The organism is Streptomyces sp. B8-7 (genome assembly GCF_058833805.1).
The window spans coordinates 116,220-129,761 of record NZ_JBYRRL010000005.1 but is presented as its reverse complement, the minus strand read 5'-3'; the positions used below and the strand labels follow the sequence as shown (position 1 = coordinate 129,761).

Genomic DNA, 13,542 nt, shown 5'->3' with positions numbered 1-13,542 from the left:
GCGAATGCGTGCCGCTCGCCGGGAACGGAACGCTTGGTGCGAGAGTCTTCGACTGGGGGCGCAGAAGGCGTACGAGGGCGTACGGGAACGTACGACGCGAAAACGGGAGTCCGTGCACGAGATGAGCGACGAGCCGCAGCCGCAGCGACCGGACGAGGGCCGGACGTCCAGAACGGGGCCGCAGGACCCGCGGGGGGACGCGGACGGAGGTGACCGCGGCAGCGAGCGCGGACCCAAGCGGCCCCGCCGCACCGGATGGCGCAGGCTGGTGCCGACCTGGCGGATGACGCTGACCGCCCTCGTCCTCGGCGTCGCGCTGCTCGCCGGACTGTTCTTCCTGGGCTACTCCCTGGTCAAGATCCCCCCGGCGAACGCGCTCGCCACCAAGCAGAGCAACGTGTACCTGTACGCCGACGGCAGCCAGCTGGCCCGCGACGGCGAGGTCAACCGCGAGAACGTCACCCTCGCCCGGATCTCCCTGGACGCCCAGCACGCGGTGCTGGCGGCCGAGGACCGCGACTTCTACTCCGAGTCCGCCGTCGACCCCAAGGCGATGCTGCGGGCCGGCTGGAACACGGCCACCGGCAAGGGCAAGCAGTCCGGCTCCACGATCACCCAGCAGTACGTGAAGAACTACTACCTGGCCCAGGAGCAGACCGTCACCCGCAAGGTGAAGGAGTTCTTCATCGCGATCAAGCTGGACCGCGAGGTCACCAAGGACGAGATCCTCCAGGGCTACCTCAACACCAGCTACTTCGGACGCAACGCCTACGGCATCCAGGCCGCCGCCCAGGCCTACTACGGCGTGGACGCCACCGAACTCGACGCCGCGCGCGGCGCCTACCTGGCGGCGCTGCTCAACGCGCCCAGCGAGTACGACGTCGTCGCGCACCCCGAGAACCGGCCGGCCGCCGAGGCCCGCTGGAACTACGTGCTCGACGGCATGGTGAAAGAGGGCTGGCTGACACCCTCCGAGCGGCAGCAGGCCCGGTTCCCCGCGCCCAGGGAGACCACCGTCTCCATCGGCCTGTCCGGGCAGCGGGGCTACGTCGTGGACGCCGTCAAGCGGTACCTCACCGAGCACGACATCCTCACCGAGGAGGAGCTGGAGGGCGGCGGCTACCGCATCACCACCACCCTGCAGAAGAAGCGGCAGAACGCCTTCGTGAAGGCCGTGGACGACCAGCTGATGTCCAAGCTGGACAAGGAGAACCGCGAGGCCGACAACTACGTCCGGGCGGGCGGCGCCTCCGTCGACCCCAGGACCGGCAAGGTCGTCGCGATGTACGGCGGCATCGACTACGTCAAGCAGTACACCAACGGCGCCACCCGCCGGGACTTCCAGGTCGGCTCCACCTTCAAGCCGTTCGTGTTCACCGCGGCCGCCCAGAACGGCTCCACCACCCAGGACGACCGGACCATCACCCCGAACACCGTCTACGACGGCACCAGCGCACGTCCGGTGGAAGGCTGGGACGGGGGCCACTACGCGCCCGAGAACGAGGACCACGTCGACTACGGCGACATCAGTGTGCGCGAGGCCACCGACAAGTCGGTGAACTCGGTGTACGCGCAGATGGCCGTCGACGTCGGCTCCTCGAAGGTGAAGCAGACCGCGATCGGCCTCGGGCTGCCCGCCGACACCCCCGAACTGGTCGCCTCCCCCTCGATCGCCCTCGGCGTCGCCCAGGCCAGCGTGCTGGACATGGCGGAGGCGTACGCGACGCTCGCCAACCACGGCAAGCACGGCACCTACACCCTCGTCGAGAAGATCACCAAGGACGGCAGCGAGGACATCGCGCTGCCCGGCCGCACCACCCGGCAGGTCGTCAGCCGCGAGGCCGCCGACACCACGACGTCGATCCTGCAGAGCGTCGTCGACAACGGCACCGCCTACGCCGCGCAGCAGGCGGGCCGCCCGGCCGCCGGCAAGACCGGCACCGCCGAGGAGGACAAGGCCGCCTGGTTCGCCGGCTACACGCCCGAGCTGGCCACCGTCGTCGCCGTGATGGGCCAGAACCCGGAGACGGCCGCGCACGAGCCCCTGTACAAGGCGCTGGGGCTGCAGCGCATCAACGGCGGCGGGCCGCCCGCGCAGATCTGGGCCCAGTTCACCCGGGACGCCCTTCAGGGCGCCCCCGTACAGGACTTCGACCTGTGGCTGCAGGAGGAGCCGCGGTGGGAGATGCCGGCCGTCACCCCCACCGAGGACGAGCCGACCCGGGAGCCCACCTCGCAGGCCCCGACCGGCCCTCCGGCGACCGGCGGCCAGGACGGCGGCACCACCACCGGGGGCGGCACCGACGGCGGCACCACCGGGAACGGCGGCGCGACCGGCGGCACCGGCGACGGCGGGGCGACCACCGGCGACGGCACCAACGGCGGCACCACCGGAGGTACCGTCGGCGGCACCATCGGCGGCACCGCCGACGGCGGCGGCACGGGGACCGGCGGCGCGACCGGCGACACCGGCACCACCGGAGGCGCCGGCGGGACCGGCGGCAGCACCGACGGCGCGACGAACGGCGGCGAGAGCGGAGGCCTCGTCACCGGCGGCAGCGGCCCCTTCGACCCGGCCCGGACCCCCTGAGACGGCTCCGCGGCCCGGGCCGCGCCGGGTCCGCGGCGCGCCGCGGACCCGCGGGCACGACGCAGCGGGACGGGCGACGACGGGCGCGGGGACATGGCACAGCGGCACGGGCGGCGACGGCCGCGGGCACGACGCAGCGACACGGGCGGCAACGGCCGCGGGCACGACGCAGCGACACGGGCGGCAACGGCCGCGGGCACGACGCAGCGACACGGGCGGCAACGGCCGCGGGCACGACGCAGCGACACGGGCGGCAACGGCCGCGGGCACGACGCAGCGACACGGGCGGCAACGGCCGCGGGCACGACGCAGCGACACGGGCGACGACGGCCGCGGGGACGACGCAGCGACACGGGCGACGACGGCCGCGGGGACGCGGCACAGCGACACGGGCGACGACGGCCGCGGGGACGCGGCACAGCGGCACGGGCGACGACGGCCGCGGGGACGCGGCACAGCGGCACGGGCGGCGACGGCCGCGGGCACGACGCAGCGACACGGGCGACGACGGCCGCGGGGACGCGGCACAGCGGCACGGGCGGCGACGGCCGCGGGCACGACGCAGCGACACGGGCGACGACGGCCGCGGGGACGCGACGCAGCGACACGGGCGGCGACGGGCGCGGGGGCATGGCGTGCGCCGGGCCGTGGTCAGTGGCCGGAGGTCGCCTTCAGCCCCACCACGGCGACCAGCAACAGGCCCACGAAGAAGATCCGGGCCGCCGTGACCGGCTCTCCCAGCACGGCCATACCGAGCACCGCCGCGCCGGCCGCGCCGATCCCCACCCACACGCCATAGGCGGTGCCGATCGGCAGGGAGCGGGCGGCGTGCGACAGCAGCAGCATGCTCGCCACGATGCCGGCGCCGGTGAGCAGACTGGGCAGCGGGCGGGTGAAACCGTCGGTGTACTTCATGCCGACCGACCAGCCGACCTCCAGCAGACCGGCGACGACGAGCAGGACCCACGCCATGGGGAGCACCTCCGGGAGACGGGCGTGTCAGGGCGGTGCGTCGTCTTTGCGACCCGTCCGCGATGCGGTCGGTCCCGGTACGGCGCGTCTCGTCGGGGTCCTTCGAATCTAGCAGCAGAACGGCCGAGGGGCCGGTGACATCGGTCACCGGCCCCTCGGCCCGGCGATGAATCGCAGGAACCCCCGGGTCCTCGGGGCCTCGCGGCGTCCCCAGGGGCCGCGAGATGTCAGAGGTACAGGCCCGTGGAGTCCTCGCCCCCCTCGAACCGGTCCGCGGCCACCGCGTGCAGGTCACGCTCGCGCATCAGCACGTACGCGGTGCCCCGCACCTCCACCTCGGCCCGGTCCTCCGGGTCGAACAGGACCCGGTCGCCCGGCTCCACCGTCCGCACGTTCTGCCCCACCGCGACGACCTCGGCCCAGGCCAGCCGGCGGCCCACGGCGGCCGTCGCCGGGATCAGGATGCCGCCGCCGGAACGCCGCTCGCCCTCGCTGGTGTCCTGCCGCACGAGGACGCGGTCGTGCAGCATACGGATGGGCAGCTTGTCGTGATGGGTGCTGTCGTTGTTGTTGGCGCTCACGCCTCGAACCTACCTGCCTTCGGCACGTCGTCCCACGGGAGGGGCCCGCCGTGCGTCACGTCCTCGCGCGGACGGGGTCAGCGCCTGCGGCGCCGGACGCCCACGACGAGCAGCCCGACGACACCGGCGGCGACCAGGGCGGCCGGCAGCACACGCTCCGGGCGCGGCGCGCCGTTCTCGTCCACGAACTGCGCGCGCACCTCGCTCACGACCCGGTTGACCTGCACATAGGCCTTGCCCACAGTGTGATCGACATGGGCCGCGACCCTGGCCTTGGCATCGCCGACGATGGTCTTCGGGTGCACCCGCACCCCGATCTCGTCGAGCGTCTCGGCCAGCACTTCACGGCGGCGACTGATGTCCGCCTCGATCTGCGCCGGTGTTCTGGTGTCCGACGTGTCCGCCACCGTACGGCCTCCGTGTCTGCTGATGCTGTTCTGGACAGTCTGTCAGCTCTCGGCGCGACCGCACTGTCAGGACCCCCGGTTACGCTCGATGCCATGAGCGAACGACTCCAGCCCGGGGACACGGCCCCCGCCTTCACCCTGCCCGACGCGGACGGCAACGAGGTCTCGCTGGCCGACCACAAGGGCCGCAAGGTCATCGTCTACTTCTACCCGGCCGCCCTCACCCCCGGCTGCACGAAGCAGGCCTGCGACTTCACCGACAACCTCGACGTCCTCGCCGGCGCCGGCTACGACGTCATCGGCATCTCCCCCGACCGGCCGGAGAAGCTCGCGAAGTTCCGCGACAAGGAGAACCTCAAGGTCACCCTCCTCGCCGACCCCGAGAAGACCGTCACCGAGGCCTACGGCGCCTACGGCGAGAAGAAGAACTACGGCAAGACCTACCTGGGCGTGATCCGCTCCACGGTCGTCGTCGACGAGGACGGCAACGTCGAACGCGCCCTCTACAACGTCCGCGCCACCGGCCACGTCGCCAAGATCATCAAGGACCTGGGCATCTGACACCCCACGCCCGTCCGCACCTCCCCCGCCCACCCGTCCCTGCCGCCTACGCCCGCCCGTCGCTGCTTCTCCCCGCCCGCCCATCCCTGCTTCCCCCGCCCACCCGTCCCTGCTTCCCCCGCCCACCCGTCCCTGCTTCCCCCGCCCGCCCGTCCCTGCTTCCCCCCGATCCGGCCGGCCGTGACCCGGCCCCGGCCTTCTCGTTGACCCGTACGAAACGAGAACGCACGGCCGAACCGGGCCGGATCGGAGGGGACATGGGCGGCGACGCCACGCCCGCAGGCGCGACCCCGGCCGCCGCGGTCAGCCGGTCGCGCTCCTGGAACGAGCTGATGCGGCTCCTCGGCTTCGAACCGAGCGGAGGACGGCGGCGCGCACTCCAGCGCGCCGTCGCCGCCCACGGCATCGACACCGGGCACTTCGCGCGCCATCCGGTGCAGTACACCGACCAGGCGATATCAGAGGCCGTCGCGGGTGCCTCGACGCTGCGCGAGGTGGCGCTCCGGCTCGGCGCCCGGCCCGCGCCCGGCACGCTCAGCCACCTCAGGCGCCGCATCGACGCGGCCGGTATCGACAGCAGCCACTTCCCCGGCCTCCACCGCGCCGCGCCCGGCCTGCCCTTCACCGACGACGAGCTGAGGGCCGCGGCCGTCGGCGCCGACACTGTGCGCGCCGCAGCCCGGCATCTCGGCGTCCCCGACGACGGCCGCACCCGGGCCGCCCTGGGGCGCCTGCTCCGGGAGCGGGACATCGACACCACGCACTTCCGGCACGCCCGCCCCGCCCTCCCCGAGGACCGGCTGCGCGCCGCGGTGCGCACGGCCGACAGCTACGCGGACGTCATGCGGGCGCTGGGGCTGGACGCCGACCACGCCAACCACCGGCGGGTCCACCGCAAGGTGGCGGAACTCGGGCTCGACACCGGCCACTTCCGCCGACGCTCCTGGGCCGCCGCACCGCGGGCCCGGCAGACCCCGGTGCGCGTGCTGCGGGTGCACCCTCCGGGCTCGGCCCGCCCGAACCGGGAGCGGCTGCATACGGCCCTCCAGGAGCTGGGGGCGCCCTACCGGTGCGCCTCGTGCGGCAACGCCGGGGAGTGGCTGGGGCGGCCGATCACTCTCCAGATCGACCACATCAGCGGCGACTGACTCGACAACCGGCCCGGGAACCTCCGCTACCTCTGCCCGAACTGCCATGCCCTGACCGATACATGGTGCCGCCGGAAGACCGGGCGCGCCGAGCGGGGCCACCCCCGTACACTGAGGTCACCCGACGGCACCGGAGAACCGGATGTCCGTCTTGGGGCGGTCGTGGCGAAATAGGCGATACGCGCGGGTTTTAGGTGCCCGTGGGAGCAATCCCGTGTGGGTTCGAGTCCCACCGACCGCACACGTGCCGACGCCGCCCCGGTGACCCCTGCCGCCGAGGGCCACCGGGCTGCCTCTCCGTCACCGCCCTCAGGCGCCCAGGAGTTCGCGGATCGCGGGGGTCAGGGCGCGGAAGGCCTTGCCTCGGTGGCTGATGGCGTTCTTCTCGGCCGGGGTGAGTTCGGCGCAGGTGCGGGTGTCGCCCTCGGGCTGGAGGATCGGGTCGTAGCCGAAGCCGTTGCTGCCGGACGGGGCGTGGCGCAGGGTGCCGGGGAGGCGGCCCTCGACGACGCGCTCGGTGCCGTCGGGGAGGGCGAGGGCGGCGGCGCAGGCGAAGTGGGCTCCACGGTGCTCGTCGGCGATGTCGGAGAGCTGGGCGAGGAGCAGGTCCAGGTTGGCCCGGTCGTCGCCGTGGGTGCCGGCCCAGCGGGCGGAGAAGATGCCGGGCGCGCCGTGCAGCACGTCCACGCAGAGGCCGGAGTCGTCGGCGACGGCGGGCAGGCCGGTGGCCCGGGCCAGGGTGTGCGCCTTGAGCAGGGCGTTCTCGGCGAAGGTGACGCCGGTCTCCTTGACGTCGGGGATGTCGGGGAAGGCGTCGGCGCCGACGAGCTCATGGGCGAGACCGGCGTCGGCGAGGATCGCCCTCAGCTCGGTGAGCTTTCCGGCGTTGCGGGTGGCGAGGATCAAGCGGGTCATGGCGTCCAGTATCGCGGGGCGGCCGTGGCCCGCCGCCGGTCGGGGTGCGGCGGTGGGCGCGGCGCGGGGCGGGGCGGGGCGGCACGACCGTACGGCGCGGGCCGAGTGACACGGGCGCGGCGAGGGCGTCCAGGGCCGGCTCCGGTGCGGCCCAGCCGCCGGTGCCCGGCATCCGACGGCACCCGGCGAGGTCCGGCCGCGCGATGCGGACGGTTGCGGGCCGGCCGTTCCGGGCCGGGGCCGGTTCGGCAACCGTCCCGCCGGTTCGGGACCGGGCGGGTCCGGGTTCGGGACCGGGCGGGTCCGGGTTCGGGACCGGGCGGGTCCGGGTTCGGTCCGGGGCCGGTCCGGGGCCGGTCCGGGGCCGGTCCGGACCTGCCCGGCCGCTGCACACCCGGTCCGGTCCGGCCGCTGCACACCCGGTCCGGGTCGGCCGCTGCACACCCGGCCCCGGTCCGCCGCTGCACACCCGGTCCAGATCGGCCGCTGCGCACCCGGTCCGGGTCGGGGGGTTCTCTTCGGGCCGCCCGTCGGTTACGGCGTGCAGACCTTGGTGAGTTCGCCCGCGGCGTCCGTGACGGGGCTGACGTCGGGGGTGGGGTCGCCGTTGTCGACGGCGGTGCGGACGTTGGCCACGGCCCGGCCGAGGTCGTCGACGGCCTCGCCGACATCCGCGTTGTCGGTCTCGGCCCTGATCTCGCCGAGGTTCCGCTCGATGGAGTCGAGGGATTCGGCGAGCTGCGTGGCGTCGTTCGAGGCGCTGTCGACGGCCTGCTGGAGCTGGGTGACGCTGTCGGCTATCGCGTCGGCGGTCTGGACGCAGTCCAGTGCCTTGCCGACGGCGTCGCAGCCGGTGGTCAGTCCGGCGGTCAGCGCGACGGCCATCAGGGTGGCGGCAGCGGCGGCGGTGCGGCGTCGGCTCAGGGCCATGGAACGGTTCCCTCCCTCTGGGGCCGTGTCGGCCCCTCTGCGACCGGGCGCGCGGAGCTGAGCCGTGCGCCCGTACCTCATGTGACGCGGCGGCGGGCGGCGAAGGTTGCCCCCGCAGCCCGCAACCCGCCGCACGCCGCCTGCCGCACGCAGCCCGCAACCCGCAGCCCGCCGCCTGCCGCGCGCGGTCCGCCGGTCACATGGGGAGGGTCACCGGGCGAGGGCCTTGGCCTGGAGCGCGGCGAGGTCGGTGCAGCCGGCGACGGCGAGGTCGAGCAGGGCGTCCAGTTCCTCGCGGGCGAAGGGTTCGGCCTCCGCGGTGCCCTGGACCTCGACGAAGCGGCCGTCGCCGGTGCAGACGACGTTCATGTCGGTCTCGGCGCGGACGTCCTCCTCGTAGCGGAGGTCGAGGAGGGGGACGCCGTCGACGATGCCGACGGAGACGGCGGAGACGCTGCCGGTGAGGGGGCGGCGGCCGGGCTTGACGAGCTTCTTCTCCTGGGCCCAGGAGACGGCGTCGGCGAGGGCGACGTAGGCGCCGGTGATGGCGGCGGTGCGGGTGCCGCCGTCGGCCTGGAGGACGTCGCAGTCGAGGACCACGGTGTTCTCGCCGAGGGCCTTGTAGTCGATGACGGCGCGCAGCGAGCGGCCGATGAGGCGGGAGATCTCATGGGTGCGGCCGCCGATGCGGCCCTTGACGGACTCGCGGTCGCCGCGGGTGTTGGTGGCGCGGGGCAGCATGGCGTACTCGGCGGTGACCCAGCCTTCGCCGCTGCCCTTGCGCCAGCGCGGCACGCCTTCGGTGACGGAGGCGGTGCAGAGCACCCTGGTGTCACCGAAGGAGACGAGGACGGAGCCTTCGGCGTGCTTGCTCCAGCCGCGTTCGATGGTGACCGGGCGGAGTTGTTCGGGGGTGCGGCCGTCGATTCGAGACATGGCCCCGAGCCTAGTGCCGCGGCGGACGAGGTCTGCCCGCCGGGGAGCGGCGTCCGGTGTGGGCTCAGGGGGTTCGGGGCCGAAGGCCTGCGGTGGGCCGGCCGGAAGCCCTCGTACGGGACGTACTCGGGCTCGGACGCCCCCGGGCGGGAGGGCGTGCCGGGCCGCGACGGGGCGGACGCCGCCTGCCGCGGTGCCGGCCTCAGGCAGGGGGCGTACGGGGCCGTCCGTACGGGGCGGGGCCGGCTCCGTGCGTGAGGGGCCCCTCCCGCGGCGCCATGGCGGGAAGGGCCCCTCACGTACGGAGCCGGGGTTGCTCACATCATGTCTTCGATCTCCGCGGCGATCGGGTCGGCGTCGGTGCCGATGACGACCTGGATGGCGGTGCCCATCTTGACGACGCCGTGGGCGCCGGCGGCCTTCAGCGCGGCCTCGTCGACCAGTGAGGGGTCGTTGACCTCGGTGCGCAGGCGCGTGATGCAGCCCTCGACCTCGTCGATGTTCTCGATGCCGCCGAGCCCGGCAACGATCTTCTCAGCCTTGGTGGCCATGTCCTTCTCCCTGATCAACCTGATGTGAGGGGTGTGAACCGCTTTGTCGCAGTAACCCACAGTTGGCCCAGCTTTGCGAGCATTCGGGCGGTATGGGCCGGAGGATGACGGCACGGCTCCACCATCGTCCGTGACTGGTCTACACCACCTGCCGGACGGTCGCCAAACCGCCCGGAGGGACACCGATGAGTCAAGCAGCCGCCGGCCCCGCACGTGCCCGCTGGAACAGACTGTTCCAGGGGCTGCAGAAGATGGGGCGCAGCCTTCAGCTCCCCATCGCCGTGCTGCCGGCGGCGGGCATCCTGAACCGGCTCGGCCAGCCCGACGTGTTCGGTGACGACGGGCTGGGCTGGACGGACGTCTCCAAGGTGATGGTGGGCGCGGGCGGCGCCCTGCTGGACGGGGCGCTGGGGCTGCCGCTGCTGTTCTGCGTGGGGGTGGCCATCGGCATGGCGAAGAAGGCCGACGGCTCCACGGCGCTGGCGGCGGTGGCGGGCTTCCTCGTCTACTACAACGTGCTGCTCCAGTTCCCCGAGTCCTGCCCGGCGGGGACTCAGGAGGTCCCCAACATCGGCTGCCAGGGCACCGCCGACGGGGCGATCACCGCGTTCACGTACCAGAACCCGGGGGTGTTCGGCGGCATCGTGATGGGTCTGCTGACGGCGTTCTTCTGGCAGCGCTATCACCGTACGAAGCTGGTGGACTGGCTCGGCTTCTTCAACGGCCGGCGTCTGGTGCCGATCATCATGGCGTTCGTGGCGATCGCGTTCGCCGCGCTGTGCCTGTGGATCTGGCCGCCGGTCGGCGACGGGCTGGAGGACTTCAGCGACTGGCTGAGCGACGCGGGTTCGTGGGGTGCGGGTCTCTTCGGCGTCGCGAACCGGGCCCTGCTGGTGATCGGCCTGCACCAGTTCCTGAACGTGCCCATCTGGTTCCAGTTCGGCACGTACACCAAGCCCGACGGCACCGAGGTGCACGGTGACATCAACATGTTCCTCGCGGGCGACCCGGACGCCGGACAGTTCCTGTCGGGCTTCTTCCCGATCATGATGTTCGCCCTGCCGGCGGCGGCGCTCGCGATCACCCACTGTGCGCGGCCGGACCGCCGCAAGGAGGTGGGCGGGCTGATGCTCTCGGTGGCCCTGACCTCGTTCGTGACCGGCATCACCGAGCCGATCGAGTACTCGTTCCTGTTCGTGGCGCCGGTGCTGTACGTGATCCACGCGCTGCTGACGGGTGTGTCCATGGCGGTGACGTGGGCGCTGGGCGTGCACGACGGCTTCAGCTTCTCGGCCGGCCTGATCGACTACGTCATCAACTGGAACCTGGCGACGAAGCCGTGGCTGATCATTCCGATCGGCCTGGCGTTCGCACTGGTCTACTACACCGTCTTCCGGTTCGCGATCACAAAGTTCGATCTCAAGACGCCCGGCCGGGAGCCGGAGGAGGAGCACGAGGACGTCACCAAGGCGTGACCGCCACGGCACCGCGACGGCCCTTCGGACCTGTGTTCCGGAGGGCCGTCGCCGTGCCCGCGCGCCGCCTTCGCGGCCCCTTCCGCGAGCACGGCGCGTAGCGCTCCGGTAGCTGGAATCGCGGGTTCCTTATCCGCCCTTCATCGTGCTACAACAGGTCTACACCACTGAGTGGTGTAGACCACCACCCGATGGAGGACGTATGAGCACCGCCACCGCATCGGCGGCCCCCGCAAAGAAGCGGGGATCCGGCCTTTTCCAGGGCCTGCAGAAGGTCGGTCGCAGCCTGCAGCTGCCCATCGCCGTGCTGCCCGCGGCGGGCATCCTGCTGCGGTTGGGGCAGGACGACGTGTTCGGCAAGGACGGTCTCGGCTGGAACAAGGTCGCGTCCGTGTTCGCCACGGCCGGTGACGCCGTGTTCGCCAACCTGCCGCTGCTGTTCTGCGTCGGCATCGCCATCGGCTTCGCCAAGAAGGCCGACGGGTCCACCGCCCTGGCGGCGCTGGTCGGCTTCCTGGTCTACAAGAACGTACTGACGGCGTTCCCGATCACAGAAGCAAAGGTCACCGAAGGTGCGGACATCGCCGCCACCTACAACGACCCCAAGGTCCTCGGCGGCATCGTCATGGGCCTGATAGCCGCCGTCACCTGGCAGCGGTTCCACCGCACCAAGCTGCCGGACTGGCTCGGCTTCTTCAACGGGCGCCGCCTGGTGCCGATCCTGATGGCCTTCATCGGCACCGCCGTCGGTGTGCTCTTCGGGCTGGTCTGGGAGCCCATCGGCGACGTCATCACGAACTTCGGCGAGTGGATGACCGGCCTGGGCGCCGCGGGTGCGGGCATCTTCGGCGCGATCAACCGTGCGCTGCTGCCGGTCGGTATGCACCAGTTCGTCAACACGGTGGCCTGGCAGGAGATCGGCTCGTTCACCGACTCCGCCGGCGGCGTCTGGCACGGTGACCTGCCCCGGTTCTTCCACGGCGACCCGACCGCGGGCCAGTTCATGACCGGCTTCTTCCCGATCATGATGTTCGCCCTGCCGGCCGCCGCCCTGGCCATCACGCACGCCGCGCGCCCCGAGCGCCGCAAGGCCGTCGGCGGCATGATGCTCTCGCTCGCGCTGACCTCGTTCGTCACCGGTATCACCGAGCCGATCGAGTTCGCGTTCATGTTCATCGCCCCGCTGCTGTATGTGATCCACGTGGTCCTCACCGCGGTGTCGATGGCGGTCACCTGGGCGCTGGGTGTGCACCACGGCTTCAGCTTCTCGGCGGGCGCGATCGACTACTTCCTCAACTGGGGCCTGGCCACCAAGCCCTGGATGATCATCCCCGTCGGTCTGGCCTTCGCGGCGGTCTACTACGCGGTCTTCCGCTTCGCGATCGTCAGGTTCGACATCCCCACCCCGGGCCGCGAGCCCGAGGAGGAGATCGAGGACCTCACGAAGGCGTAGCCCCTGCGCCGCCCTCCCGGACAGCGGTCCCGGACGGCGGTCCCGGACAGCGGCGAGGCCCCCCGGAAGATGTGGTTCCGAGGGGCTTCGGCGTGCCGTGGTGCAGTGCCTCAGATCTCGTACGCCGCCCTCGGGGCAGCCAGTTCCACCGGGCCCGGGTACGCCGCGCGGGCGTCGGCGAGGTTGACGGCGGGGTCCGTCCACGGGGGGATGTGGGTGAGGACCAGGCGGCGGGCGCCCGCGCGGGCCGCGGTCTCGCCGGCCTCGCGGCCGTTGAGGTGCAGGTCGGGGATGCTCTCCTTGCCGTGCGTGAAGGCGGCCTCGCACAGGAAGAGATCCGTGTCGCGGGCGAGTTCGTCCAGGACGGGGGTGACCCCGGTGTCGCCGGAGTACGTCAGCGACCTGCCACCGTGCTCGAGCCGGATGGCGTACGCCTCGACCGGATGGGCGACGCGTTCGGTGTGCGCCGTGAACGGGCCGATCTCGAAGGTGGACGGCTTGACCGTGTGGAAGTCGAACACCTCGCTCATCGAGGAGGCCGACGGGGTGTCGGCGTACGCCGTGGTCAGGCGGTGCTCGGTGCCTTCGGGGCCGTACACCGGGACGGGGGCGCAGCGGCCGCCGTCGTGCCGGTAGTAGCGGGCGACGAAGTAGCCGAGCATGTCGATGCAGTGGTCGGCGTGCAGATGGCTCAGGAAGATCGCGTCGAGGTCGTAGAGACCGCAGTGGCGCTGCAGCTCGCCCAGGGCGCCGTTGCCCATGTCGAGGAGCAGCCGGAAGCCGTCGGCCTCGACGAGGTAGCTCGAACAGGCCGATTCCGCGGACGGGAACGACCCCGAGCAGCCGACGACGGTGAGCTTCATGAAGCAGAAACCTCCGCTGGCGGGAATGTCCGGAAGGGGCGTCGGGGGTCGTGCGGTTCATCGAGCGTACGGCGCGAAACCTCCGGTCGCTCCTCCGCCCGGGGCCGTTGTGGGCGAACTCACCTGCGGTGTCACCGGTTCGGCTGGACCGGGAGCGCGG

At 72.5% G+C, this 13,542-nt stretch carries 13 protein-coding genes and 1 tRNA gene; 6 read left to right on the top strand and 8 right to left on the bottom strand.

Going from position 1 to position 13,542, the window contains the following annotated elements:
• Window positions 1–121: 121 nt before the first annotated feature.
• Complete coding sequence (locus AC5K6T_RS24840; protein WP_493212380.1) at window positions 122–2,590, top strand: transglycosylase domain-containing protein; 2,469 nt, start codon at window positions 122–124, stop codon at window positions 2,588–2,590.
• Window positions 2,591–3,241: 651 nt separating this feature from the next.
• On the opposite strand, the gene AC5K6T_RS24835 is transcribed toward AC5K6T_RS24840, so the two are convergent.
• From AC5K6T_RS24835 to AC5K6T_RS24825, 3 genes are all read right to left on the bottom strand, one after another.
• Window positions 3,242–3,562 carry a DMT family transporter gene (locus AC5K6T_RS24835; protein ID WP_493212378.1) on the bottom strand — a complete coding sequence of 107 codons (321 nt, stop codon included), beginning with the start codon at window positions 3,560–3,562 and terminating at the stop codon, window positions 3,242–3,244.
• A gap of 227 nt (window positions 3,563–3,789) precedes the next feature.
• A complete protein-coding gene (locus tag AC5K6T_RS24830; RefSeq protein ID WP_493213451.1) occupies window positions 3,790–4,092 on the bottom strand; it encodes a GroES family chaperonin in 303 nt (100 codons plus the stop codon).
• 128 nt (window positions 4,093–4,220) lie between these two features.
• Window positions 4,221–4,550 carry a DUF3618 domain-containing protein gene (locus AC5K6T_RS24825; RefSeq protein WP_493212377.1) on the bottom strand — a complete coding sequence of 110 codons (330 nt, stop codon included), beginning with the start codon at window positions 4,548–4,550 and terminating at the stop codon, window positions 4,221–4,223.
• Between the two features lie 93 nt (window positions 4,551–4,643).
• Here AC5K6T_RS24825 and bcp point away from each other — a divergent pair, with 93 nt between their 5' ends.
• The 3 genes from bcp (at window position 4,644) to AC5K6T_RS24810 (ending at window position 6,500) form a co-directional block, all read left to right on the top strand.
• Window positions 4,644–5,111 carry a thioredoxin-dependent thiol peroxidase gene (gene bcp / locus AC5K6T_RS24820; protein ID WP_493212376.1) on the top strand — a complete coding sequence of 156 codons (468 nt, stop codon included), beginning with the start codon at window positions 4,644–4,646 and terminating at the stop codon, window positions 5,109–5,111.
• A gap of 257 nt (window positions 5,112–5,368) precedes the next feature.
• Window positions 5,369–6,259, top strand: coding sequence for an HNH endonuclease (locus AC5K6T_RS24815; protein WP_493212374.1), 891 nt, complete (start codon window positions 5,369–5,371; stop codon window positions 6,257–6,259).
• Between the two features lie 156 nt (window positions 6,260–6,415).
• Window positions 6,416–6,500, top strand: a tRNA-Leu gene (locus tag AC5K6T_RS24810).
• A gap of 68 nt (window positions 6,501–6,568) precedes the next feature.
• Here the strand turns inward: AC5K6T_RS24810 and rdgB are convergent.
• The 4 genes from rdgB to AC5K6T_RS24790 all read right to left on the bottom strand — a co-directional run bounded on the left by rdgB (window position 6,569) and on the right by AC5K6T_RS24790 (window position 9,591).
• Entirely contained in the window at window positions 6,569–7,174 is a 606-nt protein-coding gene (gene rdgB / locus AC5K6T_RS24805) for an RdgB/HAM1 family non-canonical purine NTP pyrophosphatase (protein WP_493212373.1), read from the bottom strand.
• A 534-nt stretch (window positions 7,175–7,708) separates the two neighbouring features.
• Window positions 7,709–8,104, bottom strand: a complete 396-nt coding sequence (locus tag AC5K6T_RS24800; protein WP_493212371.1) for a hypothetical protein — start codon at window positions 8,102–8,104, stop codon at window positions 7,709–7,711.
• A 210-nt stretch (window positions 8,105–8,314) separates the two neighbouring features.
• Window positions 8,315–9,040 carry a ribonuclease PH gene (gene rph / locus AC5K6T_RS24795; RefSeq protein ID WP_493212370.1) on the bottom strand — a complete coding sequence of 242 codons (726 nt, stop codon included), beginning with the start codon at window positions 9,038–9,040 and terminating at the stop codon, window positions 8,315–8,317.
• 317 nt (window positions 9,041–9,357) lie between these two features.
• Window positions 9,358–9,591 carry a PTS sugar transporter subunit IIB gene (locus AC5K6T_RS24790; RefSeq protein ID WP_493212369.1) on the bottom strand — a complete coding sequence of 78 codons (234 nt, stop codon included), beginning with the start codon at window positions 9,589–9,591 and terminating at the stop codon, window positions 9,358–9,360.
• Window positions 9,592–9,776: 185 nt separating this feature from the next.
• Between AC5K6T_RS24790 and AC5K6T_RS24785 the strand changes: the two genes are divergently transcribed.
• Both AC5K6T_RS24785 and AC5K6T_RS24780 read left to right on the top strand, forming a co-directional pair.
• Window positions 9,777–11,066 carry a PTS transporter subunit EIIC gene (locus tag AC5K6T_RS24785; RefSeq protein WP_493212367.1) on the top strand — a complete coding sequence of 430 codons (1,290 nt, stop codon included), beginning with the start codon at window positions 9,777–9,779 and terminating at the stop codon, window positions 11,064–11,066.
• Between the two features lie 202 nt (window positions 11,067–11,268).
• Window positions 11,269–12,519 carry a PTS transporter subunit EIIC gene (locus tag AC5K6T_RS24780; protein WP_493212366.1) on the top strand — a complete coding sequence of 417 codons (1,251 nt, stop codon included), beginning with the start codon at window positions 11,269–11,271 and terminating at the stop codon, window positions 12,517–12,519.
• 110 nt (window positions 12,520–12,629) lie between these two features.
• Here the strand turns inward: AC5K6T_RS24780 and AC5K6T_RS24775 are convergent, their stop codons facing one another.
• Window positions 12,630–13,382, bottom strand: a complete 753-nt coding sequence (locus tag AC5K6T_RS24775) for an MBL fold metallo-hydrolase (protein ID WP_493212365.1) — start codon at window positions 13,380–13,382, stop codon at window positions 12,630–12,632.
• Window positions 13,383–13,542 lie beyond the last annotated feature (160 nt).